General features: G+C 54.4%; 27 protein-coding genes. 17 read left to right on the top strand and 10 right to left on the bottom strand.

The features are described from left to right. Positions 1–7 precede the first annotated feature (7 nt). The 4 genes from ACTHO6_RS06490 (at position 8) to ACTHO6_RS06475 (ending at position 5,120) form a co-directional block, all read left to right on the top strand. Positions 8–334: a hypothetical protein gene (locus ACTHO6_RS06490; protein WP_440240593.1), complete on the top strand. Its 327-nt coding sequence runs from the start codon at positions 8–10 to the stop codon at positions 332–334. Continuing rightward, the gene (locus ACTHO6_RS06485; protein ID WP_440240591.1) at positions 324–1,202 is read left to right on the top strand and encodes a hypothetical protein; all 879 of its coding nucleotides are present in this window, start codon (positions 324–326) and stop codon (positions 1,200–1,202) included. The genes ACTHO6_RS06490 and ACTHO6_RS06485 overlap by 11 nt, the downstream gene beginning before the upstream one ends. An 82-nt stretch (positions 1,203–1,284) precedes the next feature. Next, the gene (locus ACTHO6_RS06480; RefSeq protein ID WP_440240589.1) at positions 1,285–3,804 is read left to right on the top strand and encodes a BclA C-terminal domain-containing protein; all 2,520 of its coding nucleotides are present in this window, start codon (positions 1,285–1,287) and stop codon (positions 3,802–3,804) included. 215 nt (positions 3,805–4,019) lie between these two features. Beyond that, positions 4,020–5,120 carry a histidine kinase N-terminal domain-containing protein gene (locus ACTHO6_RS06475; protein WP_440240587.1) on the top strand — a complete coding sequence of 367 codons (1,101 nt, stop codon included), beginning with the start codon at positions 4,020–4,022 and terminating at the stop codon, positions 5,118–5,120. A 119-nt stretch (positions 5,121–5,239) separates the two neighbouring features. On the opposite strand, the gene ACTHO6_RS06470 is transcribed toward ACTHO6_RS06475, so the two are convergent. The 7 genes from ACTHO6_RS06470 to ACTHO6_RS06440 all read right to left on the bottom strand — a co-directional run bounded on the left by ACTHO6_RS06470 (position 5,240) and on the right by ACTHO6_RS06440 (position 12,801). Next, positions 5,240–6,274: an acyltransferase family protein gene (locus ACTHO6_RS06470; protein ID WP_440240585.1), complete on the bottom strand. Its 1,035-nt coding sequence runs from the start codon at positions 6,272–6,274 to the stop codon at positions 5,240–5,242. A 188-nt stretch (positions 6,275–6,462) separates the two neighbouring features. Further along, positions 6,463–6,771 carry a hypothetical protein gene (locus ACTHO6_RS06465; RefSeq protein WP_440240583.1) on the bottom strand — a complete coding sequence of 103 codons (309 nt, stop codon included), beginning with the start codon at positions 6,769–6,771 and terminating at the stop codon, positions 6,463–6,465. An 85-nt stretch (positions 6,772–6,856) separates the two neighbouring features. Beyond that, complete coding sequence (locus tag ACTHO6_RS06460; protein WP_440240581.1) at positions 6,857–7,060, bottom strand: cold-shock protein; 204 nt, start codon at positions 7,058–7,060, stop codon at positions 6,857–6,859. Between the two features lie 186 nt (positions 7,061–7,246). Then, positions 7,247–10,135, bottom strand: a complete 2,889-nt coding sequence (locus ACTHO6_RS06455; RefSeq protein WP_440240579.1) for an ATP-binding protein — start codon at positions 10,133–10,135, stop codon at positions 7,247–7,249. After that, positions 10,132–10,494 carry a response regulator transcription factor gene (locus ACTHO6_RS06450; protein ID WP_440240577.1) on the bottom strand — a complete coding sequence of 121 codons (363 nt, stop codon included), beginning with the start codon at positions 10,492–10,494 and terminating at the stop codon, positions 10,132–10,134. Before ACTHO6_RS06450 ends, ACTHO6_RS06455 begins: the two co-directional genes overlap by 4 nt. Before the next feature lie 27 nt (positions 10,495–10,521). Further along, a complete protein-coding gene (locus ACTHO6_RS06445; RefSeq protein WP_440240575.1) occupies positions 10,522–12,144 on the bottom strand; it encodes a diguanylate cyclase in 1,623 nt (540 codons plus the stop codon). Between the two features lie 180 nt (positions 12,145–12,324). Continuing rightward, positions 12,325–12,801 (bottom strand): hypothetical protein, encoded by a 477-nt coding sequence (locus ACTHO6_RS06440; protein ID WP_440240573.1) that lies wholly within the window; start codon positions 12,799–12,801, stop codon positions 12,325–12,327. A 95-nt stretch (positions 12,802–12,896) separates the two neighbouring features. Between ACTHO6_RS06440 and ACTHO6_RS06435 the strand changes: the two genes are divergently transcribed. Continuing rightward, on the top strand, positions 12,897–13,100 hold the full coding sequence (locus ACTHO6_RS06435; protein WP_440240571.1) for a YwbE family protein: 204 nt from the start codon (positions 12,897–12,899) through the stop codon (positions 13,098–13,100). 231 nt (positions 13,101–13,331) lie between these two features. On the opposite strand, the gene ACTHO6_RS06430 is transcribed toward ACTHO6_RS06435, so the two are convergent. Beyond that, complete coding sequence (locus ACTHO6_RS06430; protein ID WP_440240569.1) at positions 13,332–13,880, bottom strand: GbsR/MarR family transcriptional regulator; 549 nt, start codon at positions 13,878–13,880, stop codon at positions 13,332–13,334. 259 nt (positions 13,881–14,139) lie between these two features. Between ACTHO6_RS06430 and ACTHO6_RS06425 the strand changes: the two genes are divergently transcribed. From ACTHO6_RS06425 to ACTHO6_RS06390, 8 genes are all read left to right on the top strand, one after another. Further along, positions 14,140–15,363 carry a quaternary amine ABC transporter ATP-binding protein gene (locus tag ACTHO6_RS06425; RefSeq protein ID WP_440240566.1) on the top strand — a complete coding sequence of 408 codons (1,224 nt, stop codon included), beginning with the start codon at positions 14,140–14,142 and terminating at the stop codon, positions 15,361–15,363. Then, positions 15,363–16,202, top strand: coding sequence for an ABC transporter permease (locus ACTHO6_RS06420; protein WP_440240564.1), 840 nt, complete (start codon positions 15,363–15,365; stop codon positions 16,200–16,202). Before ACTHO6_RS06425 ends, ACTHO6_RS06420 begins: the two co-directional genes overlap by 1 nt. An 11-nt stretch (positions 16,203–16,213) precedes the next feature. Next, on the top strand, positions 16,214–17,140 hold the full coding sequence (locus ACTHO6_RS06415) for a glycine betaine ABC transporter substrate-binding protein (protein ID WP_440240562.1): 927 nt from the start codon (positions 16,214–16,216) through the stop codon (positions 17,138–17,140). 192 nt (positions 17,141–17,332) lie between these two features. Continuing rightward, positions 17,333–17,944, top strand: coding sequence for a DedA family protein (locus tag ACTHO6_RS06410; RefSeq protein WP_440240560.1), 612 nt, complete (start codon positions 17,333–17,335; stop codon positions 17,942–17,944). Positions 17,945–18,067: 123 nt separating this feature from the next. Continuing rightward, positions 18,068–18,640: an amine oxidase gene (locus ACTHO6_RS06405; RefSeq protein ID WP_440240685.1), complete on the top strand. Its 573-nt coding sequence runs from the start codon at positions 18,068–18,070 to the stop codon at positions 18,638–18,640. A gap of 76 nt (positions 18,641–18,716) precedes the next feature. Beyond that, on the top strand, positions 18,717–19,373 hold the full coding sequence (locus tag ACTHO6_RS06400) for an HlyD family secretion protein (RefSeq protein WP_440240558.1): 657 nt from the start codon (positions 18,717–18,719) through the stop codon (positions 19,371–19,373). A gap of 13 nt (positions 19,374–19,386) precedes the next feature. Continuing rightward, positions 19,387–20,946 carry a DHA2 family efflux MFS transporter permease subunit gene (locus ACTHO6_RS06395; RefSeq protein WP_440240556.1) on the top strand — a complete coding sequence of 520 codons (1,560 nt, stop codon included), beginning with the start codon at positions 19,387–19,389 and terminating at the stop codon, positions 20,944–20,946. 37 nt (positions 20,947–20,983) lie between these two features. Continuing rightward, the gene (locus ACTHO6_RS06390; protein ID WP_440240554.1) at positions 20,984–22,129 is read left to right on the top strand and encodes an HlyD family secretion protein; all 1,146 of its coding nucleotides are present in this window, start codon (positions 20,984–20,986) and stop codon (positions 22,127–22,129) included. Here ACTHO6_RS06390 and ACTHO6_RS06385 read toward each other — a convergent pair. Beyond that, positions 22,126–22,275: a hypothetical protein gene (locus tag ACTHO6_RS06385; protein ID WP_440240552.1), complete on the bottom strand. Its 150-nt coding sequence runs from the start codon at positions 22,273–22,275 to the stop codon at positions 22,126–22,128. The two genes, ACTHO6_RS06390 and ACTHO6_RS06385, sit on opposite strands and share 4 nt — an antisense overlap. 44 nt (positions 22,276–22,319) lie before the next feature. Between ACTHO6_RS06385 and ACTHO6_RS06380 the strand changes: the two genes are divergently transcribed. From ACTHO6_RS06380 to ACTHO6_RS06365, 4 genes are all read left to right on the top strand, one after another. Then, the gene (locus ACTHO6_RS06380; protein ID WP_440240550.1) at positions 22,320–23,480 is read left to right on the top strand and encodes an iron-containing alcohol dehydrogenase; all 1,161 of its coding nucleotides are present in this window, start codon (positions 22,320–22,322) and stop codon (positions 23,478–23,480) included. A gap of 122 nt (positions 23,481–23,602) precedes the next feature. Next, positions 23,603–24,307: a sporulation protein YunB gene (yunB, locus tag ACTHO6_RS06375; protein ID WP_440240548.1), complete on the top strand. Its 705-nt coding sequence runs from the start codon at positions 23,603–23,605 to the stop codon at positions 24,305–24,307. A 484-nt stretch (positions 24,308–24,791) separates the two neighbouring features. Next, a complete protein-coding gene (locus tag ACTHO6_RS06370; RefSeq protein WP_440240546.1) occupies positions 24,792–25,019 on the top strand; it encodes a hypothetical protein in 228 nt (75 codons plus the stop codon). A gap of 22 nt (positions 25,020–25,041) precedes the next feature. Continuing rightward, positions 25,042–25,353 carry a hypothetical protein gene (locus tag ACTHO6_RS06365; protein WP_440240544.1) on the top strand — a complete coding sequence of 104 codons (312 nt, stop codon included), beginning with the start codon at positions 25,042–25,044 and terminating at the stop codon, positions 25,351–25,353. 54 nt (positions 25,354–25,407) lie between these two features. Here the strand turns inward: ACTHO6_RS06365 and ACTHO6_RS06360 are convergent, their stop codons facing one another. Next, complete coding sequence (locus ACTHO6_RS06360; protein WP_440240542.1) at positions 25,408–26,595, bottom strand: oxalate decarboxylase family bicupin; 1,188 nt, start codon at positions 26,593–26,595, stop codon at positions 25,408–25,410. Positions 26,596–26,644: the final 49 nt, after the last annotated feature.

The raw sequence follows: 26,644 nt of genomic DNA, 5'->3' as shown, positions 1-26,644 counted from the left end.
ATGAGACATGTCATTGCCGAATGTGCCTGACATCACCCCGCGCATTACGTTGACGCGCGAGGAAGTGTTTCATCTGCTGCTTACCTCTGTGGCCATGGAAGAGATTAGCCTGTCTCATATTATGAATGCGGAAGGGGAAAAAATTCAGCGTTTGTTGCAAAAAGAAGACATTTGTCTGGAGGATATGCTTCGGATTAACCGGAGCGTGGAAAGAATGCTGCGTAGCATTATCAGCAAGCAAATTTTGCTGCAATTCAAGCTCGACAACATTTTGGAGATGGAGAGGAAAACGTACGATCCGGGCGAGAATAGCGGGGATTGTCATGAAGAATAGCTTGTTGGACCATATGATTGAGGGTGTGGTGGATTGGAAGAATCGTCAGGGAGACATCGGGAAAGCAGATGGACCAAAGCGTCTTTTTGAAGCTGCGTTTGCCATGGAAAAAGCCATGGCTTCCCTTGTCCAAGGTCAGTCCGGCCACACCATCGCTTTTTTGCTTGCCGCCAAAACGCATCCAAAAGAAGAAGCGATCCCACTTTTATTCCATGCGCTACAATCGTCAAATCTTTGGCTGGAAGCGATGATGATGTTACAATGGATGGCTTTTCGCCGAATCAAGGGGATGGCTTCTTTTTTTGAATGGGAGAAGGATCTGGCAGGAAAGCCGGAGCAGGCTGTTCAAGCCGTCGAGGCATGCCGGCTTTCCTGGATCGCGATGTACTCGTTGGCACTCGCGTTCATTCGTTTGGTGGAGCAGATCATGCCAGACATAGCCCATCCCCGCCGCCCATTGCCCGATCTGCGTCAGGCTGAACAACAAATGATCCAGATGTTTGAACAGTTGGACGACCTTTTCCGCGTCCTTTTGCGAAAATCGGATTTTGTACAGAACCTTTTGGGCCATCCGAAACGAGAGGTGGAAGCATCTGTGCGAGAGCTACGCTTCGCGCTCTTTTCGTCTTTATCGGATTTGGAAGGCTACAGCGCTTCTTCCGTCGTTTTTTCTACTTCTTTTAAACAAAAATGGAAATATTCAGTTGAATTGTTGAAAAAGTACGGTGAACCTGGGGGACCTGTGCGTTCTGTTGTTCAAAGTCACGTTAGTTATCAAGCTCCTTGGTTGAATCGCGAAGTGTTGCCAGGTGGGACAAAGAGCCACAAGGTTGTGGGGCCATCGAAAAAGTGGATGAAGGAGCCGTAAAAGCGTGGCGGACGGACGGCTTGTCGTTAGCTGAATCATGGATGAAGGGGAGGTTACGTTTTTTACGGGAAGGTGGGGAGTTATGTCGTTTCCAAATATCCCAAATATCAGTCCGAATATCACCATCACGCGTGAGGACGCGATCAATCTGCTGCTGACTTCCATCGCGATGGAGGAGTTGGGACTCAGCCATATATTGAACGCGGAAGGCGAAAAGATTCAATATGTGCTCGACACGCTCCCCGGTGTGAGCGGAGTGTCGGGAGCTACGATTGACGATTTGCTGGCAATTGACAAAAGCGTAAGGGAAACGGTCGATGCGACGATCAGGAAGGAGATGCTGCTTCAGGCGAAGTTGCAGGCAGTATTAAACGCTTCTGCTATGCATGGCCCTACAGGCCCAACCGGGCCGACTGGAGCGACCGGGGCTACAGGGGGCGGGACGGGAGCGACTGGAGTAACTGGGGCGACGGGGGCAACTGGGGCAACTGGGGCGACGGGAGTAACCGGAGCAACGGGAGCCACGGGAGTAACCGGAGCCACGGGAACAACCGGAGCCACGGGAGCAACCGGAGCCACGGGAGTCACGGGGGCAACAGGAGCCACGGGAGCAACTGGAGCCACGGGAGAAACTGGAGCGACGGGGGTAACCGGAGCGACGGGGGCAACAGGAGCAACGGGAGAAACTGGAGCGACGGGAGAAGCCGGAGCTACGGGAGTCACGGGGGCAACTGGAGCAACGGGAGTAACCGGAGCAACGGGAGCAACCGGACCCACCGGAGCAACTGGAGCAACGGGAGCAACCGGACCCACGGGAACAACAGGAGCTACGGGAGCAACTGGAGCCACGGGAGTAACCGGAGCGACGGGAGTAACTGGGGCAACGGGAGTAACCGGAGCGACGGGGGTAACCGGAGAAGCTGGAGCAACCGGAGCAACAGGAGCTACGGGAACAACAGGAGCTACGGGAACAACAGGAGCAACCGGAGCCACGGGAGCAACCGGAGCCACGGGAGCAACCGGAGCCACGGGAGCAACCGGAGCCACGGGAGCAACAGGGGCCACGGGAGCAACTGGAGCAACGGGAGTAACCGGAGTGACGGGGGTAACTGGAGAAGCTGGAGCAACCGGTGCAACCGGAGCAACAGGCGAAACCGGAGCAACGGGAGCAACCGGAGTGACGGGAGTAACCGGAGCAACGGGGGTAACAGGGGCCACGGGAGCAACTGGGGCGACGGGAGAGACCGGGGCAACGGGAGTAACCGGAGCAACGGGAGCAACGGGAGTAACCGGAGCAACGGGAGCAACGGGAGCTACGGGAGCTACGGGAGTAACGGGAGCTACGGGGGAAACCGGAGCAACGGGAGCAACCGGAGCCACGGGAGCAACGGGAGTAACCGGAGCGACGGGGGTAACTGGAGAAGCTGGAGCAACCGGAGCCACGGGAGAAGCCGGAGCAACTGGAGTGACGGGAGCAACCGGAGCCACGGGAGAAGCCGGAGCAACGGGAGTGACGGGAGCAACCGGAGCCACGGGAGAAGCCGGAGCAACGGGAGTAACAGGGGCCACGGGAGCAACTGGAGCGACGGGAGAGACCGGGGCAACGGGAGTAACCGGAGCTACGGGAGCAACGGGAGCAACGGGAGTAACGGGAGCTACGGGAGTAACGGGAGCTACGGGGGAAACCGGAGCTACGGGAGCAACTGGAGCCACGGGAGAAGCCGGGGCAACGGGAGTGACGGGAGCAACCGGAGCTACGGGAGCAACTGGAGCCACGGGTGTAACCGGAGCGACGGGGGTAACCGGAGAAGCTGGAGCAACCGGAGTGACGGGAGCAACAGGAACCACGGGAGCAACCGGAGTGACGGGAGTAACCGGAGCCACGGGAGCAACCGGAGTGACGGGAGTAACCGGAGCCACGGGAGTAACAGGGGCCACGGGAGCAACTGGGGCGACGGGAGAGACCGGAGCCACGGGAGTAACGGGAGCAACCGGAGCCACGGGAGCAACAGGAGCAACGGGGGTAACCGGAGCTACGGGAGAGACCGGAGCAACCGGAGTGACGGGAGCAACCGGAGCCACGGGAGCAACCGGAGCCACGGGAGCAACTGGAGCGACGGGAGTAATAGGCGCTACGGGAGCAACCGGAGCTACGGGACCCACGGGAGCCACCGGTCCCACAGGCCCCACCGGAACGGCCTTTACAGACATCAACGCCTTCGCAGCCAATACAGGTGGAGCCGTGATCGCTGTTATTTTAGGGGGAACCAATATTCCTCTGCCCAACAACCAGGTGCTAAACGGCATTACGGTAGGGGGAGGCAACACGACCTTTACGGTGCCAACGGCAGGAAACTATCTGATCTCGTACTCTGTCAACACAACAGTGGCTCTGGCTGTCAACACGCGGCTGTTGATTAACGGGACGGCATTTGCTCCATCGGTAGTCTCGCCATTGCTGTCGCTCTCTTCCTTCCACAATACTGTGATCGCTCCACTAAGTGCTGGATCGACAATCACGCTGCAGCTTTTCGGCCTGTTAGGAGCCGCTACTTTACTGACAGGCGCAGGAGCGACGTTGACAATCGTCAGGCTGAACTGAAGAAGCAGTTGTATGGGCAAAGGGGCTGAGAACGTGCTGTCCCTTTGCCCTTTTCTTTTCGGGAGAGCCGTTTGTGCATTTTAGGAGGACTTTCAAATGTAATTCGGGCACAAACGGTGTACAATGGGAAGAGTAGTAATATTTAGGTAATAAAACGTGGATGGTAGTATAATAGTAGTCGGAATAAGTATGTCGATCATTCGGAGTGGGGACAGATGGCAATGGACGACTTGGCACTTTTTTTGAACGAGCATGAGGAAGAAGCGGTAGAAGAGTTCAGGAAACGGATCATGGTGGGGGAGCACGACCAGTTCAACGGGATCATTCATCTGAACGGACAAGCCATGTACCGCATGGTGGCCGACTATCTCCGTTCGAAAATTACGCATGAGGATATCAAACAGCTTGCCTATAAAGTAGCGCATGAGCGGAACCAAGCCCAGATCAACATCGGCGATTTCGTTTTTAACGTTTGCATGGGCCGTGAGTTGGTGCTCAAAGTCCTGCAAAAAGGTCCTTTTCCGGCCGCTGCCCTATTGCCAGCCATCATTAAAATAAATGAATGCTTCGATATTTTTCTCGTGCATGCCGTGTCCAGGTACACAGAGCTAAAAGAAAGCGATCTGGAGGAGAAAAAACTGTTTATTGAGCGGTCGCACAAGGACAGGCTGACGATTTTAGGGCAGATGGCTTCGAGCTTTGTCCATGAATTCCGCAACCCGCTGACTTCCATTATGGGATTTTCCCGCTTGCTAAAAGAAGACTACCCGAACCTGCCGTACGTGGATATTATCGAGAATGAGCTGCATCAGTTGAATTACCGCGTTTCTCAATTTTTGCTGGTTTCCAAAAAGGGAGCTGTACATAAGAACAAAGAAGTGTTTAGCATAGCTTTACTATTTGAAGAAATACTTTCCTTTCTCTATCCGAACATCGTGGATGTGAACGCGCAGATTACGTGTACGATCGATCCGATGCTGCTTTTGGATGGCTACCGGGACGAGATGAGGCAAGTGTTCATCAACATTATTTCTAACGCGCTGGACGCCCTGCAACGCAAAAACGGCGACAAGGAAATTACGATCAACGGATATCGCAACGACGAGATGACGGCAATTACGATCTCCAACAATGGCGCGCCGATCCCGCGAGACTTGCTGCCGGTCATTTTCGAGCCGTTTTTTACCACCAAAGAGTTGGGGACGGGAATCGGGCTGTACGTTTGCAAGGAAATCATCGAGCGGCACGGTGGAGTGATTACGTGCGAGTCATCTGACCAGCAAACGGTATTTTCCATGTACTTCAAGGATTCCTGACGGCGGAAGCCTTTGGTGTATCTCCTATCTCCCCCAAAACAAAGCAAGAACGACCGGTGCTTTCGCCACGAAAGTCAACAGGTCGTTCTTTGTTTGCCACGGACACACGGACAGCCGTTTTATTGAAGTCGTTCCCGCCGTCCTTTCCCCAGCATTTTCCCCACACGCTCCAGCCCTTTCACCAGATAGACCAGCATGAGAGCCAATAGACAGCTGCATCCCAGGATCAGGCCCAGGTACACAAGCGAGTACCAGGTGTTTTGAAAGACCCAGGCGACCTCTCCGTATTGTTCAAAAAGAAAGTCTTTGAACAGGATCAAAAAAGCGGAGTGGAACAGGAAAATGAAGTAGGTCAAGCCTTTGCGGAACTTGAGGCGAAGATGATCCACCAGTTCCAGAAAGAAGACCATGAGCACGAGAAAAGACAGCAGTGTCGCGAACACAAAGCTCAGATGCACAGCCACATACAGCTTGCTGGAGACGACAAAAAACATGGCCGCGGCGGTAGCGATCCCCGTCACGAGCATCAGGATGGAGCGGTTGTTGCGCAAAAAAGACAGAATGGCTTCCCGATACCAGTACAGCAGATGCCCCATATACAGCGTGAAAATCCAGCTAGGCAGCATATGCCGGGTGGACAGCCCGAGCCAGCCTTTGTGCAAGTAGTTGATGTACACGTATTGCACCGCAAGGAGAATCCAGATGACATACAGAATGTTCTGTTTCGTAATCCATTTGCGAAAAAAGAAGGCAAACACGTAATACTGGCAAATCATGAACACAAAGTAGAGATGATCGCCTGTTTTCCCCATGAAAATGTTGGCGAAATCCTGAAACGTATGGGGCATGTCCTTTTTCAGCAAATAGTGATACAGAATGCCGGAAACCAGGTAGGGCAGAAAAATGTACAGGAGCTTGCCCGTAAAAAATTCGCGGAACGACGGACTTTTGGCTTCAAACGAGTAGGCGGTCAAATAGCCGGTCGCGATTGTCAGCAGCACGGTGCCGTAACGACTGATCTGATTGAGGGCGACCACCCAGAAAGGATCGTTGAAATAAAGCACCGATGCCGTAAAATGGCCGACTACCACCAAAAAGCTTGAGAACAGCTGAATGTAAAACAGCGATTTCAAAATTTTCGAATCTGTGTACATAGGCATTCCCCTTTTATTTGTTCGTCGGCTTGCGAAGTCGTCAAAATGCTGAAAAGCCAACACAATAAAAAAGCGAATGCCCCTATCTTAAAAAATGAACTTTTGAATGAGATTTGAGGAGGGGATGACAACCAGACATCGCCCGGCAGACAGGAAAAAAGCCACACCATCATGTGCGGCTTTCGGCATTATTTTGGAGAGCGGTCCCGCGCTTCGATCGCCTGGCTGACCACGAAGGCCAAATCGTCGTTGCCAAAAAGCGACAGGACGCCAAGGAGGGTGGCGTCAGGGATTTCTTCTGCTTCCTCTCTCGGAACCGTGTTGTCCAGCATTTGGGCCAAGAGCTGATTTTCCCCTTGAGCGGGATAGGCTTGGGCGTACAGCTCGCGCGCATCCAGACTGTGGTTGACGCACCACTGGGCAAAGACGAGAATCATCATGCCCTCATCGCGCTGATAAGCCTGGATGACTTGTTCTTCCATCTCTTTTCGGTTCATGGGCATCTCCTCTACCAATCGTTCGTGTCCTGTGCTTAATTGTAGAGAAGAGGACGAAGGCCCGCAAGAAAAAAGAAGGGCAGTCTCATGGGGTTCGCTTGCTGTGATTGGTCAGCACCGGAAGCATGCGGGTAGCCTTTACCATTTGCGAATGGCAAAAAGGGCAGCTCGGGCTGTTGTCAAAGGAAAAGTTATCTCTCATCCAGCACGTACATCCATCCTTGCTGCACGTCCACACATCTGTTTCCTCTTCTTCGACCGGAACAACTGCTTTCTTCGAGAAATACACAGGAACTCCTCCTTTGCAGGACATCGTGCTTTACAGCAACCTCTATTAATGTGTGAGGGAAGGTCCGTGAATATACCAAGATTTTCTGTTTCACCAAAAAGCTTCCTGGCATGGAAGGCATTCGCGGGAGTGTTCCGCCTACAGGCAACCGTGGTTCGCTCGCTGCCCTGTGGGCGAAAAGAAAAGTCACAAGGAATCGGGAATGAAAATTTGTCCGGTCGGTTCCCGGCTGGTGACGGCGAGCAGGACCGCCTTCACCAACGTGCCGGGATGGTACGGTTTGATCAAATAGCCCTTGGCGCCCAGCTCGAATGCCTTTTTCTTTTCCTCCAGGGCGCTGGAAATGACAATCGGAATCGTTTTCAACGCGGGATGATCTTGCATCGCCTCAATCACCTGCCAACCGCTCTCGCCATCCTGCAAGATCAAATCGAGCACGACGGCATCCGGGCGTAGGCTGTGAATGGCGTCAAGCGCTTCCTGTACCGTGGCAGAAGGATAGACCGCAAAGCCAGCGCCGAGCAGTTCCTCGCGCAACAGCTCGGACAGATGAAGATCATCCTCGATCATGACTACTTTTCCGATGGAGGGGCCGGAGGGGAGGAGAGCGGCGGTCGGGCCGTTTTGCTGTTCGATCTGCGCAGAGGACCCTGGCAAAGGAAGCGATACGGTAAACGTGCTGCCTTTGCCAGCCTCGGAAGCAACGGTGACCTCTCCGTGGTGAATCCGCACAATCTCCGACACGATGGCAAGTCCGAGTCCTGTACCGCCAATCTCCCGGCGATCGGAGTTGTCTACCCGATAAAATCGGGTGAACAAATGAGGAAGAGCCTCGGCAGGAATGCCCAATCCCTCATCGTGAATGTCGACGAACAGCCTGTGGCGGTCGTTGCGCAGGACGACTCGGACAGGCCCGCCGCGCGGTGAATATTTCACGGCATTGCTAATCAAGTTGACGAACACCTGACGCAGCTTGTCCCGATCGCCACAGACGGTCGTTTGCTCTGCCGCAAGCTCAAGCTCAAACGAATGCAGCGTGGACTGCACGCGATACATGCCGAAAACTTCGCGAATCAACGAAACGATTTCCACTTTCGCGATCTCGTAGCTCTGCCGTCCTGACTCCATGCGCTGCAAGTCGAGAAAATCGTTGATAAGCGCCGTCAGCCGCGTGGCCTCCTGATAGATGGCCGTCATGTAGCGCTGCTGTCGTTGTGGCTCCAGATCTTTGTGCAGCAGCAGTTCGGCAAAGCCCAGCACGCTCGCCAGCGGGGTCCGTAATTCGTGGCTCACTGTGCTGACGAATTCCGATTTCATCTGGTCGATCTCGTATTCTTTGGTAATGTCCCGATACACCAGGAGCGTGCCCCACTTTCGCTGATGGCGGGACAAAGTCTTGGCGTAGAGCTGGATATACCGTTTGACAGGATGGGTCAGTTCAAAAACGAGGCTGTCCGCCGGCTTACCGCTTTCGTCCAGCGCGACTGCTTTGATGTACGGGACAAGACGGGCAGGTTCTGCCGTGCAGCTTTGCAGATGAGCCAAAAATGCCTCGATGCCAGCATCAGCCGCTGCCTGCCGGCGATCATAGCCAAGCAGTTGGCAAAAAGCGTTGTTCACCTGAAGCGTATCGCCGTGTGGGGAGAGCAGCTGTATGCCTTCCTGCACAGAGTCGAGCATGTCCTGCGTATTTTGCCGCTGCCTTTTTGTTTCCTCCTGCATGGCCAGCTTGTCCAGCGCGAGCGAGATTTGCTTGGCCATTCCGATCATGACGTGTTGCTCGTGCTCGGAGAACATGCGGTCGATGCGGGCGAGAATGAGGCAAGCCACGACCTCTCCGTGGGAATCCAATACAGGCAGATACAGCTCGTACGTACGGGAAGGGGCTATGTGGAAACTTCGTTCGCCCCCTGAACTCTCTCGCTTGAGGACAAAAGGAAGTCCCGTCTCTTTGATGCGGACAAAAGGCCCGTCCTCGATTCCTTGCAGCAGCTGATCCATTCCGTGCTGGGAAACGCCGAAGCTGGCGAAGTCCCGCTCTGCTCCCGACAGGACGATGACGCCTTTGTCTGCCTCCATGATTTCCACGACGCTCGAAATGATGCTCGACAATAGCTCGTTTTTGTCCTGTGTACGGGTGAGCGCAAGCACAAAGCGATTCTTTTTCTCCAGATCACGCTCGCTTTCCGCCATATGGGCCAGCGCTTCCTGGAGCTTTTCCTGCTGCATCATCAGCTCGCCTTGCTGGGCGTGCAGTTTTTCGTTTTGCGCCATCAGCGCTTCTTCCTTCTGGTGAATTTGTTTCATCATATAGTCGAGAGCGCGGGAGAGCTTGCCGATCTCATCCGCCCGCTCCAGACTGTCTAACTGGGGCGTCTCTCCCTTGGCAAAGCGGTCGGCATCGGCCGTAAGCCGCAGTAACGGCCGACCGATATCCCTCGTGGTTTTGATCGTCACCCAGAGCAAGATCAACAGCGCCATCAGCACGTAAACCATGAACCAGGAGCTTTGCGCGGACAGCTCCTGGAACAGGCGCTCGTTTTGCGCCAGCATAAGCTGCTCGTTCTGCTGCTGGTAGCGGGTAGCGGAGCTAATCAGATCGTTGACCTCCCCATTGATGCCGCTGGACGCGAACTGGCGCAAAGCTTCATAATCGCCTGTCTGCGCATACCGGGAAGAAATCGGGAACACGTGGCTGAAAAAATGGCCGACAAACGATTCGATCGATGCGGCCATTTCGCGTTCTTCCCTGTTCAGCGGCATTTGCTTGAAGGCATCGAGCGCTTGCTCCAGCCTCGTTTTTTCAAGGAACAACTCATTGAACTCGTGCGGGCTTAAAAACGCGTAGTACCCGCGCGCCCGAAAAAAAATCTGATTCGTATGCTCGGCGATTTGCTTCAGCAGCTCCTGCTTCTGCCTGGACGTCTGCATCGCTGATTGAAAATTCGCAAAAGCATAGTGGTTCAGCAACTGCACGACCAGCGCGCCTGCGACCATCAGCGAGAAAAAGAGGAGCATCAGCAGGGCAAAGCGGCGCGTCATGCTTTCATGGACATATTTCCGAAAGAGACTCATGTGAGCATCTCCTCCACTTTGCGAACAAGCTCCAGCGGGCTAAACGGTTTGGGCATGAACCCATTGGCTCCGGCCGCGAGCATTTTTTCCTGCTCCGCATGCTGGCTTTTCGCGGAAAGGATGAGAACCTTCACCGCCTGTTTGTCCGCCATCTGCTTCATCCGGATCAACACTTCCAAGCCGCTCAGCTTGGGCATCATGTAATCCAAAATCAGTAAATCGTACCGATTTTGATGGATTTGTTGCAGCGCTTCCTCTCCATCGCAGGCGATATCCACCAGGTGCCCTTCATCCCGCAGCGTATCGCCGATCAACATGCGCAGTACGGCGTCATCTTCAGCCAGCAAGATCATTGCCATGTTTGTTCGCCCCCCATCTGGTTTGGCCTACATCATTCCCTTGGCTAACCGCTTGATACGCGCCTCCAGCTCTTTTGTACGGAAGGGCTTGGTCATATAGTCGTCAGCGCCGAGCTGCAGGGCGCGGGCCATGTGCAGTTTGTCACTGTGGCCGGTCAGCATCAGCACCCTGTATTGCGGGCCGTTGGGCAGATTGCGAATGTGCTGCAGAACCTCAAGCCCATCCATGTGCGGCAGGATGCCGTCCAAAATGACGAGATAGGCTTCCGGTCCCTGATGCCAGGAGGATGCAAAAAAGGCAGCCCCTTCGTAGAAGGTCCGAATGTCCGTGTGAATCCAGCCGCCGAGGCTTGCCCGCGCCGAGTCGGCGAGGACGGTGCAGACCAGCGGATCGTCTTCGATAATGGCGACTTTCAGCTTCACTGTGCGCGTATCCGGAGCCGTGCTGCTCACAGCGGCTTCAATCCGGCAGCGTCCCGCATTTTTGGCGGAGTACAAAGCCGTGTCTGCTGCGTCGATCCAATAGGAGAGCGGCTTTTGCGCATCATCGATTTGCGCGACGCCCGCGGAAAAGCTCAAGGAAAACGTTCCTTCGGCAGCTTCGAAGGTAAGGGCGCAAAAATCGCGAAGCATTCGTTCCAGCCGCAGCTTCGCATCCTGTACCGACGTCCGCGGCATGAGCAGAATAAATTCTTCTCCGCCATAGCGGAAAAAGACATCCTGTTTTTCCGAGCTGGACTGGATGAAGGCGGCGAAGCGGCTCAAAACGCTGTCTCCAACGAGATGCCCGTAAGTGTCATTGACCTTTTTGAAATGATCGATGTCCAAAAAGGCGAGGGAAAAGGGATGGTGGTTCCGCAAGGCATCGGCAAGCAGCTTTTGATACGTATCTGCGAGAGAATTGCGGTTGAACACCCCCGTCAATTCATCGAGGAACAAGATTTTGTCCATCCAGCGTTTTCGCCGGAGCTGCCTTTCCAGTCGGGCAGTCAGCTCCTCCAGGTCAAGCGGCTTGCACATGATGTCGTCAGCGCCCATTCGAAAGGCGCGCAGGCGCGTGTCCCGCTCGCAGTCTACGCTGATAATCGTCGTGGGCACGTATTGCCGTTTAATTTTTTCGCTGAGCGTTTGCATGACTTGAAAACCGCCCGTTTCGGGAATGTGTAAATCGAGAATCAGGCAATCGGGGGTGAGGTCGTGGAAGTAGTCGAGTGCCTTGTGAGGATAAACGGTTGCGATGACCGACCAGTTTTGCTTCTCCAAATATTCTTTGAGGTACATCAACAGCGTCGCATCGTCATCCAAAATGAGCAGGAGAGGCTGATGCTCATAGCTGGACTCTTGCGGGAGCGTAGGGTCCTCCAAACGGATTTCCTGTTCGGGACGATGCTCGTAGCACAAGGGAATCAGCTCTTGCAAAAAGTCGCGCCACTCGTGGGTTTGCCAGGCTTTTGCATCCTGGTGGTCCAACTGCTCCAGTAGCGATTGGGACAGCGCGGACAGATCCGCAAGGCCAATGGTTCCGGCTGTGCCCCGCAACGAGTGGACAAAGCGATACAGTTCTTCATGGGAGACTGGCCCTTCCTGTGTGAGCCAGGCTTCCAGCTGCTTGTGGACTTGAAAGAGAAGTATGTCTCTGTATTTCATCATGGCGCATGATCCCCCTGTTTTTCAGGAAGGCCCGAGCACGTCGAAAAGACTGCCGGGCCACGCTCATAAAAGGATTGTACATCTGGCTAGGTGGAGGTGTACCATATCAGGAGGAGTTCTCCCAGGAAAGGATTGCGTCTGCTGGAAGGAAGGGCAGGGCGTGACTACTCTCGTGACGAGCTAGTTGCGCAACGAAAAGCCTTCTTCTTTCAGGTACTGTTCCGCTTCTACGTAGGACTCGAAGGAAGCTTCCAGATTCATGCCGTGGTAGACGTTCCACAGCGAGTCCTCCTGCAACAGCAATAGCGTAGTGTTTTGCTTGTCGACCCAGGTTTGCTCGACAGGCTCGTGCGCTTCGCCTTTTGGCTCTGGCTCGCGTTTGACGGAGAGCGACTGGATGGAAGCCGCGATGATCGTACGCAATTCCTCTGCGGAGAAATCGCGAATGTTGACGTATCCTTTTTCGTCTTTGGGATAGCCCTTCAAAAATCCCGCGAATACGAAGCCGTTGCCATTCGGGTGCAGGTGGTAGACAACCGTCTTTTTGTCGTGGAGACTCGCCTCGTAGTGAAAATTAACCCGCTTGAGCGAGACGTTGTGTTTGGTCAGCTGCGGGAATGATTCGATAATCGCCAGTTTTTCTTCAAAAGTAAGCATGAATTCCTCCGATGAGAAAGGGTTGTTTGTCGATTATATCACAGGTGGGACAAAGAGCGGAAAAGGGATCGAGCCAGAAAAGGAGGTTATCGAGCATGAACGGAAAAAACCGCAAAGACATCGTACCTGGCCTGGAGGTCGAGATCGTTCTGAAACAGGATCAGCGCACGGGCAAGCGCACGCGCGGGATCGTCAAGGACATTTTGACCAATTCCGGTACGCATCCGCATGGCATCAAGGTTCGTCTGACGGATGGACAGGTCGGCAGAGTGCAGGCGATCATTCGAAAAGGGGAGTAAGACAGCAAAACGGGACGAGAGCCGCGAGGGCACGCCCGTTTTTTTGTTTGCAGCCAGGGCGGAGCCGAGAAAAGCGAAAAACCGTCCAGAGTGAACGGCAGACGGTTTCTTCGGCGCGACCGGGAGTGGCTAGCGGTATGTATCGTGGGGAGGAGTCAACGTAAAAAAAAAGACTCATTCCTTCCTGTCTGCCAGTCAAGGAATGAGTCTTCAAAGCGGCGCCAAGCCGCCCTACGAATCGCTTGATTTTTTGGGGACAAACTGAAAAATCTCGTGGGATTCAAAGGTGTCGATCAGACGAGACAGCCACGAATAATACTCCAGGCCGTTTTCGATCCGGCTGATGCTCAGCTCGACGCGCGCTTTCAGTTCCTCTGACAGCTCCTCCGATTGCTGGAGCGTGTGCAGCTCCTGAAGCGACTTTTTCAGGCTGTGCATGTTTTGCTCGATAGCATGGCGCCACTTTACGGAGAACAGGTCAATGAAGTTTTGATACCAGTCCAGATTGACCTCGTAATGGTCTTTCCGCGTCCCCTTTTTCCAAATCTTTTCTACCATATTTAAGTCCATCAAGGTGCGAACGCCGTTGCTCATGCTGGTTTTGCTCATTCCCAGCGCTTCTCCCATTTCATCCAGCGTCATGGACTTGTCCTGAAACAGCAGCGTACCGTACAAGAGGCCGGTAGACATCGTAATGCCGTACAAATCCATGTTGCGGGCCAACGCTTCAATCACGCGTTCTTGAGCCTTTTGGAGGATTTTTTCCTGATTCGTATCCATTTTGAGAAAAGCAGCTCCTCTAGTCATTTTACCTGACTAGAATTGTACGTTTCCGCAAGCAAAAAGTAAATGGAGATATCAAGCAGTATATACGAGATAAACTGCGAATACGGAAAGAAAAGTACGTAAAGTTTTTTCTGAACGATGAAAATGCCCGATTATCGAGTCTCACCCCGTTTGAGGGAACAGGCAAGGGCTGGTTACAATTGTAAAGGTAATGAACAGTCCGGATACGGGCGTAACAGTTGGAGGTGACCCTATGCCCAAGATCAAAGTAGAGAATTTGACCAAAATCTTTGGTCGACAGCCCCAACGCGCACTGCCTCTGGTCAAAAAGGGGAAGACCAAACAGGAGATCGCGAAGGAAACCGGTCTTACTCTTGGGGTGAACCAGGCGAGCTTTGAGGTGCATGCCGGCGAAATTTTCGTCATCATGGGGCTTTCGGGTAGCGGGAAGTCGACGCTGGTTCGACTCCTGAACCGGCTGATCGAGCCGACGGAAGGCAGAATCCTGATTGACGGTACGGATATCGTCAGCATGAACACCGAACAGTTGCAAGAGGTCAGAAGAAAGAAGCTCGGGATGGTATTTCAAAAATTCGCCCTGTTTCCGCACCGGACCGTCCTGGAAAACGCTGCATATGGCCTGGAAATCCAGGGCATTCCCAAAGCCGAGCGCGAAGCCAAGGCGAAAGCATCCCTTGAACTGGTCGGTCTGGCAGGCTGGGAAGCAAGCTATCCCGATCAACTCAGCGGAGGAATGCAGCAGCGCGTCGGTTTGGCGCGTGCACTTGCCAATGAGCCGGATGTGCTTCTGATGGACGAAGCATTCAGCGCACTGGACCCGCTTATTCGCAAGGATATGCAGGATGAGCTGCTGGAATTGCAAAGCACGATGCAAAAAACGATTATTTTCATTACGCACGACCTCGATGAGGCGCTGAAGATCGGGGACCGAATCGCCTTGATGAAGGACGGCGCCATCGTGCAGATCGGCACGCCGGAAGAAATCATGACCAATCCGGCCAACGAATACGTGGAGCGCTTCGTGGAAGATGTCGACCGCTCCAAGGTGCTGTCTGCGGAGAATGTGATGAAGCGGGCCGAGACGATCACCCTGGACAAAGGACCGCGCGTCGCCCTGCAGATGATGCGGGATCGCGGGGTATCCAGCTTGTACGTGGTCGACAAAAAGAAAACACTTCTCGGCGTGCTGACCGCAGACGCCGTCAGCGAAGCCAAGGCGCAAGGAAAATCGCTGGAGGGCGTCCTGCGCACAGAGGTGCCCAAGGTCGGCCCGCAGACGCTGCTCCATGAACTGTTCGACCTGGTTGCTTTTTCCGATATTCCGGTGGCGGTGACAGGCGAACAGGATCGACTTTTGGGCGTTCTCGTAAAAGGAGCCGTATTGGGCGGTTTGGCAGGAAAGGTAAACCAGGAATCGTCGCATGTCGCCCATGAAGAAAGGCGGGTGGATCAATGATGGATCGACTTTTTCCGAAGCTGCCCCTCGACAGCTGGGTAGAAACTATCGTGGACGGACTGGATGAGCATTTGGGGTTTTTGTTTGATTTTATTTCGACGTGTATTGGCGGGTTGGTCGATTTCTTTCAGCTGATTTTGACCGGACTGCCGTTCTGGGTGATTATTCTGTTGCTGACACTGCTGGCGTACCGCGCCGGGAAGCTGTCGATTGCTCTTTTCACATTCATTGGCCTTCTCTTGATTCAAAACCTGGGTTATTGGGAGCATTCTATGGAAACACTTGCGCTGGTGCTGACGGCCGGACTGATCTCGATCATCATCGGGATTCCCGTGGGAATCTGGTGCGCGAAGAGTGAATCCGTGCAAAGAGTCGTGACACCGCTGCTTGATTTCATGCAGACGATGCCTGCGTTCGTGTACTTGATTCCCGCGATCTTTTTCTTCGGACTGGGAAAAGTGCCGGGTGTCATCGCTTCCGTCATTTTCGCGATGCCGCCGACGATCCGCCTGACCAACCTGGGCATTCGTCAGGTGCCCGAGGACTTGATTGAGGCGACAGAGGCGTTCGGCTCGACCTATTGGCAAAAGCTGACGAAGGTGCAGCTGCCGATCGCGAAAACGACGATCATGGCCGGGGTCAACCAAAGCATCATGCTGGCGCTGTCCATGGTCGTCATCGCCTCGATGATTGGCGCGAAGGGACTTGGCGCGGACGTCTATCGCGCCGTGACGCAGATCAAGATCGGAGAAGGCTTCGAGGCGGGACTGGCGATCGTGATTATGGCGATTTTGCTGGACCGCATCACGCAAGGGGTAGGAAAGAGAAAAAAAGCGTAGGAGGGGTTTTCATGAAAAAAGCAACCTGGAAAGGATTGGCCGTCGCACTGGGACTCAGTATGGTGATGGCGGGCTGCTCAAGCGCTGGAACTTCACAAGGCAACGAACCGTCTGGCGGCGATACAGGCTCGGCAGCATCCGGTAGCGTAGGAGCGGCTGTCGACCATAAAATCATCGGGATCGACCCGGGGGCAGGACTGATGAAGGCGACCGAAAAAGTCCTGGAGGAATACGAGCTGAAGGACTGGGAGCTGGTGGAAGGCTCCAGTGCCGCGATGACGGCTGCCCTGACGCAAGCGTACAAGGACAAGAAGCCGATTATCGTGACCGGCTGGACCCCGCACTGGATGTTCTCCAAGTTTGATATGAAGTACCTGGAAGACCCGAAAGGCATTTACGGAAAAGGCGAGCAAATCCACACGATCGTGCGCAAAGGCTTGAAGGAAGAGCAGCCAGGCGCCTACGCTTTCCTCGACAAGTTTGCCTGGACGCCTGCTGACATGGAAAAAGTCATGCTGGAGATCGAAAACGGCAAAAAGCCGGAGGAAGCAGCAGCCGAGTGGGTGAAAAACAACGAGGCAACGGTGAACAAATGGGTGGAAGGCGTGCAGCCAGTCAACGGCCAAAAGCTGACGCTTGCCTATGTCGCCTGGGATTCCGAGATCGCCAGCACGAACGTGGTGAAAACCGTCCTGGAGCAAAAGCTGAACTATCAAGTGGAGCTGAGCCAGGTCGAAGCAGGCCCGATGTGGGTAGGCGTAGCGAACGGCGACGTGGACGGCATGGTTGCCGCATGGCTGCCGACAACACATGCGGACTACATGGAGAAGCTCGGCAAAGACGTGGAAGACCTCGGACCTAACCTGGAAGGAACCAAGCTGGGGCTGGCCGTGCCAACCTATATGGAGATCACATCCATTGAAGATCTGAAGAAATAACTGGTAGAAGACGAGACGAAAGACAGGCAGCGCCCGTTTGCAGGGCGGTGCCTTTTTCTGTGCCTGCTTTCGCCTTCCGAGCTTGCGTGTCGCCTGTGTCCGGGGGAAAGCCAAAAGCTGTCCCAAGTCGAGAAAAAAAGCCAGAATGACAAGCAATAGGGAAAGAATACAATGGAAAGAGGATAATCACTGATGGAGGTAGCCGTGGAACATCATCTGGACCTTTTTGTGATGAAGTACGGATATGTGGGCGTCTTTTTCTCGCTTGCGCTCGGGGTAATCGGGCTGCCGATTCCCGACGAAGTGCTGATGACGTATGCGGGGTACGCGGTATCGCGGGGGATGCTGCTCATGCCGTTTGCTGTGCTGAGCGCGTTTTTGGGGGCGGCAGCAGGAATCACGATCAGCTACGCGATCGCTTGCAAATGGGGGCTACCGCTTTTGCTCAAGGTAGGGCCGTATTTGCATCTCACTCCGAAAAAAATCGAATCGACGCAAAAGCTGTTTGCCAGGTACGGCGCCATTTTGCTGATCGTCGGGTACTTTCTGCCGGGAGTGCGCCACATCACGGCTTATCTGGCGGGGATGTCTGCCATGAAGTACAGCAGATTCGCCGCTTTTGCCTACACAGGGGCGTTTTTGTGGAGCCTGACTTTTTTGCTTCTGGGAAGTATGTTGGAGCGAGAGTGGTACAAGGTAGTCGTTTACGTGCGGCATTACGGCGTGACATTTCTATGGATCGGCAGCGCGATTGGCATTGCCGGTTATTTGCTGGTGAAGTACAGGCAAAGCCTGAAAACATGACGGAAAGAAGAAGCTGGAAAAAAGTTCTTTACAAACCGACGGTCGGTATATATGATGAGACCATCAGCAAGCCATCAGGATGCCGTTCATTCTACATTTTATAAGGAGAGTTGCCCTTTGTTCATGACCTTGTTCTGGATTTTTGTTGACCTGATTCCTTTTTTCGTTGCCTTTCAGGTGCAGCCGCCTGCGCTCGGCTTCGCCATCGGTTTTGTGCTCTCGCTGCTGATCTACCTGTTTCAGAAAAAGAAGTTTGGTGAGGTAACGACGATCATTGCGATCAAGGTCGTGTACTTTTTTTGCGGTTTCTGGATTGCCTGGTTGTTCCCGGCGTTTCACCTGTTTGATTTTACCCAGTTGTTCATGTACGCCATTCTCGCTGTGGCAGCTACCTGGTCGTTGTGCATCAAAAAGCCGTTTACACTGCAATACGCGAAAAAGGTGGTGCCTGCCGAGTTTACCTCGCATCCGCTGTTTCTGGCTTCCAACTTTTGGCTGACAGTGATTTGGGCAGTTGCGTTCGGGCTTTCGCTCCTTTGCTCCGTGTTGTTTGCGTTCGCGATCATTTCAGGCGATACGGGCGTCATACTGGTCAACATGTGGAACCTCATCGGGCTTGTCGCGACGATTTTTGTCCGTCCCGTTGTGAAGCATATCTTTTTGAAAAAGCAAGGTGGAAGAGGGGCAGCACGATAGCGTGTGTGCCTGTTATTTTCCCCTCACACAAACCGGCAGTCGGTTTGTATAGAGGCTGGAGAGGATGAAATGAGACATGGAAAAGAAAAAGCTGAATCCAAAGGCAATCGTGAGCGTCGTTTTTTTGATCGTGGCTGCCGTCATGGGTTACTACGGCTACCAGAGCTATTTCTACGTCAAGACGGAGGACGCGCTTGTCACCGGGGACATATACAAGATTGCGCCCAAGCTGGCGGGAAAGCTGACCCATATGCGAGTGGATGTGGGCAGCCAGGTCGAGAAGGATCAAATCGTGGCTGAGCAGGAACAGCTTAATGCGGCCAGTCCCACTCAGGTGGAAAGCTTGATGATCCGCTCGCCGATCAGCGGGGTGATTTTGCAAAAAGCGGCCAAGGAAGGCGAGGTAGTCGGCGCAGGTAGCACGGTGGCGCTGGTCGTGGACAAACGGCAACTGTACGTGGAGGCCCATGTGGAGGAAGCGGAGGCCGGCTATGTCCAGGTCGGGCAAAAGGTCGATATCGAGCTGGATAAGTACCCAGGCCAGCGGTTCCGCGGGACCGTCAGCCGCATGGGCGAAGCCACGCAGTCGACGTTCTCCCTGCTGCCTCCGATGAATGCGAGCGGCAATTTTACCAAGGTGACACAGCGCATTGCGGTGAAAATCACCTTTGACGAAGGTCCGTATGATTTTCAGCCGGGCTTGAATGCCCGAGTATCCATCCATGTGCGATAAGGATGTGCAGCCGATGAGTCCGCAGGAAAATTTTTGGCCGGGCGTTTTTGCGATCGTGCTGGGCACGTTCATGGCGGTGCTGGATACGAGCATTGTCAACGTAGCGATCCCGGAAATGATGAACGTGTTCGGGGTGTCGACCGAGGAAATCCAGTGGGTCGTGACCAGCTACACATTGACGATGGCCGCTGTCATCCCGCTGGCAGGCTTTCTCGGCATCCGGTTTGGCATCAAAAAAAGCTATCTCGCCAGCCTGTTTTTGTTCACGCTCGGCTCGCTGCTGTGCGGCCTGGCGGTCAGCAACGCCACGATGATAGCGGCGCGGATCGTCCAGGCGGCGGGCGGCGGATTGATGATGACGATTGGTCAGTCCATGATCCAGCTAGTTGTGCCGCCGGAAAAAATGGGGCCAGCCATGGGGGTTTTCGGCATCTCGGTTTTCGTCGCTCCTGCCGTCGGTCCGACACTCAGCGGATATTTTGTGGAGCAGCTCGACTGGCGCTTCATTTTTACCGTGAACATTCCGTTCGGGATGTTGGCGATGCTTCTGGTCTGGCGTTTTTTTCAGGAAAGCGAGGCGAACCGCAAGCAGCCGTTTGATCTGCCGGGATTCCTCTGGTCGGCGATTGCACTGGTTAGCCTGCTGCTCGCCGTCACCAAAGGGGAGGAGAAGGGCTGGGACTCCTTTTTCATCGTCTCCTTGCTGATGAGCGCGCTTCTATGCGGCTGTCTGTTCGTCATGCGCGAGCTGTCGACTGCCCATCCGCTGGTCGATGTTCGCCTGCTTGCCAACCGCCCGTTTACGCTCGGGCTATTGGTGAACAGTCTGATTATGGTCGGGAATTTCGGTGTGATCTACCTGCTTCCGATCTATTCGGAGAACATGCTCGGCAAAACGGCGATGGATACCGGGCTGATGATGCTGCCGCAGGCGCTCGCTTCCGGGGTGGTGACGCCGCTATGCGGCATGCTGGTCACGCGCATCGGTCTGAAGCCGTTGATTGTCGGCGGTCTTGTGTTGTGCATCGTGCCGGGCTATTTTCTCAGCCAGGTCGATCTGGACACGAATGTGACGACGATGTATTGGCTGCTCGCCTTGCGCGGAGCCGGACTGGGCATGTGTCTGATGACGTCCATGCAAATTCCGCTGGTGGCCGTGTCCGAGCCAGCGCGCGTGCCGGCGGCTTCGGTTATCACGAATATTTCCCGGCAGGTCGCGACCTCGATCGGGATTGCCGGACTGATTTCCTTGTTTTCCCGCAGAGGCACCGAGCATGCGGCGCAGATGAGCGAGCAAGTGACGGCCACCCGGCAGCCTGTGCTGGAGGCGCTGTCCCAGTGGCAGCAAATGTACGCGGCCAAAGGGCTGTCATGGACGGAGGCGTATGCCGCAGCCAGCGGACTACTCGGTCAGCTCGTAAAAAAATACGCGGCTGTCGCGGCGCTGCAAGATAGCCTGTTTGTGGCCATGCTCGTGCTGGTGGCGGCGTTTTTGACCGTGCTGCTCGTAAAAGAAAACAGGGCAGCCCTGCAAGCAGGCAAGGAAGCGGCACAGTCCGCGATTTCCGAGTAAAGCAATTTTTCCCCATAGGATAAAAGGAGGTTCTCTCATGAAATGGCGCAAATGGATGGCAGCGCTGGCAGGAAGCACGGCGATTGCTTGCTTGGCAGGCTGCGGCTCCGTGCAACCTGCCGCCTTAACACCGGAAACGGCAGCCTCTGCGCAAGGAGCAGCAGGGAAGGAAGCGGGTACGCACTCGTTCAGCGGGAAAATGGTTGGCATCGAGGAAGTCACGATTTATCCCAAGACGGCTGGTCGAGTGGCTGCTGTCTTCCGCGATACAGGCGATCGGGTAGAAGCGGGCACGCCGCTTTTGGCGCTGGAGACGGTCGAGCTGGAAGCGAGCCTGCAAATGGCAAAAGCCGAACTCGCCTCGGCGCAGGCAAAATGGGAGGAAGCAAAGGCAGGAGCGCGGGCGGAAGACTTGCAGTACGCCAAGGCGGGCTGGCAGCAGGCGCAAAGCAAGTACGAGGACGTCAAAAACGGCAAGCGGCCGGAGGAGCTTGCCCAACTGGCGGCGGCCGCGCAATCGGCGAAATCGGTCTACGATGCCGCCAAAGCGAAGCAGGCCCGGGCAAAGACGCTCTACGATCAAGGGGGGCTTTCCAGCCAAAGCCTGGAGGACGCACAGACAGCGTTGGCGCAGGCAGAAGCCCAGTACGTCCGTGCCCAGGAGGAGCTGAGGCTGGCCCGGCAAGGAGTGACGCAGCCGACGCTGCAATCGCTCGCAGCCAATGTCGAGCAGATGAAGGCGCTGTACGACAAGACGAAAAACGGCCCGACGAAGGAACAGCTCGTCCAGTATGAGGCAGGTGTCCAAAAGGCGCGGGCCGCTGTCCAAAATGCCCAGTACCAACTGGACAATGCGACGCTGAAAAGCCCGATCAAAGGCTACATCAGCATGAAAAGCATCCAGCCGGGCGAGATGGCAAACGCGAGCATGCCTGTCATGAGCGTGGTGAACACCGACCAACTGTATGTCGTGATCGGCGTATCGGAGGCAGAGCTCGCCCGTTTTTCCCTGAACAAGATAACCGATGTATTCGTCGAAGCGCTTCAGCGCCACGTGCCGGGCAAGGTAGCGCGGATCAGTCCAAAGGCAGACGCTGGCACGAATACGTACACGGTGAAAATTCTCGTGGACAATCCAAAAGGAGACCTCCGTTCCGGGATGACGGGCGTCGTTTCGCTTTAATGTTTGGGAAGAGCCAGGCCGCTTTCGACGAGCCGGACAAATTCGCGCTGCTCCTCGCCGGAGGCGTTTGCCTTTGCCAGCTCCAGCACATCGTGCAGAGAGCTGCGCTTTTTTATTGCGCGAATCTTTTTGCGATTTTCTGGCATGCGGCTCTTTCTGTGGGTATGATGGGGAAAAGGGAGGCGATACGATGAACGCATACAGCTATTACTGCTCTACACGCATCGAAATGGGGACAGGCAAAGCGGGGGAGCTGCCGAAGCTATTGCACGATCTGCAAAAAGGCACGTCTGTCTTGCTGGTCAGCGATCCGGGGGTCATCAAGGCAGGGCTGGTGGCGCCGATCCGGGAGGAACTGACGGCGGCCGGCTTTCAGGTGACGCTGTTTGATCGGCTCAGCCAAAATCCCCGCGATACGGAATGTCTGGAAGGGGCAGCCCTGTTTTGCGACACAGCCGCCGACATGGTCGTAGCGATTGGGGGCGGCAGCGCGATGGATACGGGCAAAACAATTGCGCTGTGCGGGCCAAACGGCGGTACGCCCGCCGACTACGCAGACGGACGCCTGGCCTATGAACGCATCGCGCCGATCATCTGCATCCCGACGACAGCGGGAACTGGCTCGGAAGTGACGCGCTCTGCCGTGATTACGGAGGCTGCCACGCACCGGAAAATGACGCTCAAGCACGCAGCGCTGCGGCCCGTCTTGGCCGTGCTCGACCCGGTTTTGACGTACAGCGTGCCGGCTGCCGTCACTGCTGCTACCGGAGTCGACGCGCTTGTTCACGCCATCGAAGGCTACACGTGCAAGGTGACGAATCCGATCTCGCAAGCGCTCGGGGCCAAAGCGATGCAGACGATTGTGACCGCTCTGCCTGCAGCCTACGCAGACGGGCGAAACGAAGCGGCCCGGCACGCGATGCTCGAAGGCAGCCTGCTTGCGGGACTGTGCTTTGGCTCTGCGGATGTGGCCGCTGTTCACTGCCTGGCCGAAGCGTTGGGCGGGCTGTACGATACGCCGCATGGAGTGGCAAACGCCGTCTTTTTGCCGCACGTCCTGCGCTTCAATGCTGCGGAAGACAGGCCGATGCACGCGGATCTCGCCCGCTACATGGGCTTTGCCACGGATGCCGACAGCGAAGAGGGTGCAGTCGACAAGCTGATCGCGGGCATTGCCGAGTGGACAAGCAGCTTGCACATCCCCAAGCTGAAAGACTTGCCCGGCGTGCGCGAAGAAGACTTCCCCCGCATCGTGGAGTTGTCGATGCAAAACGGCTCGACACCAAGCAACGTTCGCACGATTACGCCGGACGATTACATGAGCATTTTGGTCGAAGCTTATCAGGCGTAGGTGCTTTTTGTCAGGAAAGCTTTGTGCTTTGACAGTGCGCCGGAGGAGGGGACGTGCCGGAATATCCCAGATACTATCTATGCCACGTGATGCATAGGATGTACTACTGGGAGGTAACCCTTATGACCATGAAAATACGTCGGCGACGTAGGATAAAGCCATGGAAACCGATATCGAAAATCAAAGCGTATTTCTATGCGGCTTTACTCTTTTTGATTTTTATGCTTGTGTCCTTTGTTCTGATAAACAAAGCGTTGCAACCAACCTTATTGCTTATGGCTAGCGAAAAAGCGGAGCAGTTGGCAAAAGAGGCCATTACAGACGCGATTACTACAGAGCTTAAAGAATTTAATATAGATTTCAATAAAATGATTAAAGTAGAAAAGGACACAAATGGGAAAGTGAGAAATCTTGCTCTGGAATATCAAGAGCAAACCAAGTTTATGAGTGAGGTTACGAACCAAATCAAAAGAAATTTAGAGGGATTTGAAAGCAACAAGGTGGTAGGATCGATTCCTTCGGGGGCAGCAACGGGAAACAGCTTTTTAGCAGGATTGGGTCCGGATATACCGGTGACGTTCATCCCTCTTGGGAACGTGAAGACGAGACTGGATTCCAAACTAAAGGAAGCCGGAATCAATATGGTTCTGGTCACGGTTTTCATTAAGGTAGAAGTGAATTTACAAATTATTATCCCGTTTGCAACGGAAAAGATTACAGTGGTAACAGAAATCCCCATTACGGATTCGCTGGTTGTAGGTGACGTCCCCAATTATTTCTACAATGACCCGAGTGCAAAACCAGTGATTCCTGCTGATGGAAAATAGTTGGAAATAAGGAAAACGCACCGTCTAGTGGCGGTGCGTTTTCCAGAGGGGGTTACCAGCCTGGATCAGGGTAGTGATTGGGTTTGGTCGGCTTTGGCTCTACGGACAGTTCAGGCGTCAATGGAACTACCAACAGTGCAGATAAGATGCATAAAGACAGAATCCATTTTTTCATGCGTACCCTACCTTTCTTGACTGGATCATACATTCATTATACATTTTTTCTAATTTTTGTAATAGTTAGAAAGATAAGTTTTTGCTTGCTATGCAGATGTACAGGCCTGCTCGTGTCGACCGCGGCTTTACAGAAGAGATGAAAGCAGCACGGTATGAGGTGCTGGTGATCGCCCTAGGCGTACAGCACTTCCCACGAGAGAAACTAAGCCTGCCCGGATGATGCCGCGCAAAAAAGTCCGGCATGCATAAAAAACCTCGCCTCCCGCAAACTATAAACAATCATCAGAAGAGGAAGCGGGGAAAAGAAATGCTCCACTATCCAGGCATGTACTATGTCATTTTTGGCCTGATTTTTTTGGTAGGGCTGTTTTTGACGATACGCTACGCCAAACGCCAGGAGACGAAGGAAGTGGACAACAACATCAGTCAGACGACCGTCAAGCACAAGGTTCTCGGGAATGTGGGGATGCTGTTTTACTTGGGGGCGTTTGCGGTGCTGCTAGCGATATTATTGATCTCCGTACTTGTATACTAGCGTTCGGAAGGCGGGAGTCATCATGGACAAAAAAAGATACTACGTATCCGTTCAGGCAGGAACGATTCTGGAAAATCAAGGAGATTCCGGGTACGAGTTCGAGATTGAAGCGACGGATCGTCAGGTTCACGCGTTGAAAAGCTTGTTTGAGGAACGAACCGAGCATGAATTTGGCACCTATTTGCGCAGTCATGTCGTCGCCATTCCGTATCATTTTGACGAGGAAAACGATCGGTACGATGCGTGTCTGAAGGAAATATACAACGTCCTTTACGAGTGCGGGACAGAGGAAACGAAGCAGCACATTCAATCCATGGGCGTGTTGAATCTGTGAGCAGGCTGGCAATCTGCCAGCCTGGACCCGCAGCCAAACAAAAGCTCACAGAAGCTATCTTCTGCTTGGATCGTAGCCGTACCCGGGATATTTGACGACGGGCCATTTTTGCTTGCGCAAGGCGTCGAGCAGCTCCGGGCCCACGTTCAGATTGGAAGCGACAAGCTCGTGCGGAGTGAGCGCCATCCACTGGTTCAAGGAGACGTCGACGAAGCGGTCGCTTTTGAACATTTCCAAAAACCAGACCGTCTCGCTTCCTGTATTTTGAATATAATGCCCTGTCGCAAAGGGCACATAGCCGACATCCCCCGCCCGGTAGTCAAACGTGCGGGCTGTTCCGTTTCCGGCAAAAACGGTCATGCGAGCCTGACCGGAAATATAGTACTGCCATTCATCGTTGTTGGGGTGCCAATGCAGCTCGCGCATTCCCCCCGGACGAATCTCGACCAGGGCGGCGGCGATCGTTTGCGAGATGGGGAAATTGCGGGAATCGACGATGCGAACACTGCCGCCGGGAGTGATGATCGGCTTTTGGGCGAGCAGACGATGGGAAAAGGGGAGAGGAACGGTTCCGTAGGGTGACTCGACCGCATCGGCTTCAATCGGACCTGGTACCTCCGACTGATAAATGTAGACCTGCTTGGAAGGAATGCAGGCAAAAGCCGATTCCGGCACCCCGAAATTATCGGACAGCACATCTGGTGGTGTATGGGCAAACCAGTCGGAGATGGACAACGTGTTCAGATCAGAAAAGTGGCCATCGTCGAACACAAGCAAAAACTCGCAGCCCTCCTCCAAGCCTTGGATCGAATGCGGGATGCCGGGAGGAAAATACCACAGGTCGCCTGGACCGATGTCGGCGATAAAATTCCGTCCGCGCTGATCTACCGAAGTAATCCGGGCACGGCCCAGCAGCATGTAGGCCCATTCCGCCTGCTGGTGCCAGTGCAGCTCGCGCACACCGCCCGGGGTGAGGGCCATGTTCACGCCCGCGAGCGTCGTTGCAATCGGCAGCTCGCGCACGGTGACTTCACGCGACCACCCGCCGTGATTCAACGTCATGGTGGCGTCGGAGAAGGAAAACTTCAAATTCGGGAGCAAGCCTGCATCGGTCACGGGCGGTACGAGCATATTCGGATTTTGCCGATCTCGCTCCAGATTGCGCGGGCCGAGATCAAACCACCCGGTACCGTCTCCCCGCATCGGCTCTGGTAGACGCTCCCCCTTATCTTGTGAAGTCATGTTCGACCAACCTCCCTTGTCCTTGCGACAAGTATCGTCTGCTTTTTGC

The sequence above is a fragment of the Brevibacillus sp. SAFN-007a genome (genome assembly GCF_051967035.1).
Taxonomy (GTDB): Bacteria; Bacillota; Bacilli; order Brevibacillales; family Brevibacillaceae; genus Brevibacillus.
Note: the sequence above shows the minus strand (reverse complement) of the source record. Positions and strands in the feature narration are given on the sequence as shown.

Coding starts and splice junctions, on each gene's coding strand:
- ACTHO6_RS06400 (WP_440240558.1), top strand. CDS start 18,717: ATGGAAAAGAAAAAGCTGAATCCAAAGGCAATCGTGAGCGTCGTTTTT.
- ACTHO6_RS06370 (WP_440240546.1), top strand. CDS start 24,792: ATGCTCCACTATCCAGGCATGTACTATGTCATTTTTGGCCTGATTTTT.
- ACTHO6_RS06395 (WP_440240556.1), top strand. CDS start 19,387: ATGAGTCCGCAGGAAAATTTTTGGCCGGGCGTTTTTGCGATCGTGCTG.
- ACTHO6_RS06390 (WP_440240554.1), top strand. CDS start 20,984: ATGAAATGGCGCAAATGGATGGCAGCGCTGGCAGGAAGCACGGCGATT.
- ACTHO6_RS06475 (WP_440240587.1), top strand. CDS start 4,020: ATGGCAATGGACGACTTGGCACTTTTTTTGAACGAGCATGAGGAAGAA.
- ACTHO6_RS06405 (WP_440240685.1), top strand. CDS start 18,068: ATGACCTTGTTCTGGATTTTTGTTGACCTGATTCCTTTTTTCGTTGCC.
- ACTHO6_RS06435 (WP_440240571.1), top strand. CDS start 12,897: ATGAACGGAAAAAACCGCAAAGACATCGTACCTGGCCTGGAGGTCGAG.
- ACTHO6_RS06480 (WP_440240589.1), top strand. CDS start 1,285: ATGTCGTTTCCAAATATCCCAAATATCAGTCCGAATATCACCATCACG.
- ACTHO6_RS06365 (WP_440240544.1), top strand. CDS start 25,042: ATGGACAAAAAAAGATACTACGTATCCGTTCAGGCAGGAACGATTCTG.
- ACTHO6_RS06425 (WP_440240566.1), top strand. CDS start 14,140: ATGCCCAAGATCAAAGTAGAGAATTTGACCAAAATCTTTGGTCGACAG.
- ACTHO6_RS06485 (WP_440240591.1), top strand. CDS start 324: ATGAAGAATAGCTTGTTGGACCATATGATTGAGGGTGTGGTGGATTGG.
- ACTHO6_RS06415 (WP_440240562.1), top strand. CDS start 16,214: ATGAAAAAAGCAACCTGGAAAGGATTGGCCGTCGCACTGGGACTCAGT.
- ACTHO6_RS06465 (WP_440240583.1), bottom strand. CDS start 6,771: ATGAACCGAAAAGAGATGGAAGAACAAGTCATCCAGGCTTATCAGCGC.
- ACTHO6_RS06380 (WP_440240550.1), top strand. CDS start 22,320: ATGAACGCATACAGCTATTACTGCTCTACACGCATCGAAATGGGGACA.
- ACTHO6_RS06490 (WP_440240593.1), top strand. CDS start 8: ATGTCATTGCCGAATGTGCCTGACATCACCCCGCGCATTACGTTGACG.
- ACTHO6_RS06445 (WP_440240575.1), bottom strand. CDS start 12,144: ATGATGAAATACAGAGACATACTTCTCTTTCAAGTCCACAAGCAGCTG.
- ACTHO6_RS06410 (WP_440240560.1), top strand. CDS start 17,333: ATGGAGGTAGCCGTGGAACATCATCTGGACCTTTTTGTGATGAAGTAC.
- yunB (WP_440240548.1), top strand. CDS start 23,603: ATGACCATGAAAATACGTCGGCGACGTAGGATAAAGCCATGGAAACCG.
- ACTHO6_RS06470 (WP_440240585.1), bottom strand. CDS start 6,274: ATGTACACAGATTCGAAAATTTTGAAATCGCTGTTTTACATTCAGCTG.
- ACTHO6_RS06440 (WP_440240573.1), bottom strand. CDS start 12,801: ATGCTTACTTTTGAAGAAAAACTGGCGATTATCGAATCATTCCCGCAG.
- ACTHO6_RS06455 (WP_440240579.1), bottom strand. CDS start 10,135: ATGAGTCTCTTTCGGAAATATGTCCATGAAAGCATGACGCGCCGCTTT.
- ACTHO6_RS06360 (WP_440240542.1), bottom strand. CDS start 26,595: ATGACTTCACAAGATAAGGGGGAGCGTCTACCAGAGCCGATGCGGGGA.
- ACTHO6_RS06420 (WP_440240564.1), top strand. CDS start 15,363: ATGGATCGACTTTTTCCGAAGCTGCCCCTCGACAGCTGGGTAGAAACT.
- ACTHO6_RS06450 (WP_440240577.1), bottom strand. CDS start 10,494: ATGGCAATGATCTTGCTGGCTGAAGATGACGCCGTACTGCGCATGTTG.
- ACTHO6_RS06430 (WP_440240569.1), bottom strand. CDS start 13,880: ATGGATACGAATCAGGAAAAAATCCTCCAAAAGGCTCAAGAACGCGTG.
- ACTHO6_RS06385 (WP_440240552.1), bottom strand. CDS start 22,275: ATGCCAGAAAATCGCAAAAAGATTCGCGCAATAAAAAAGCGCAGCTCT.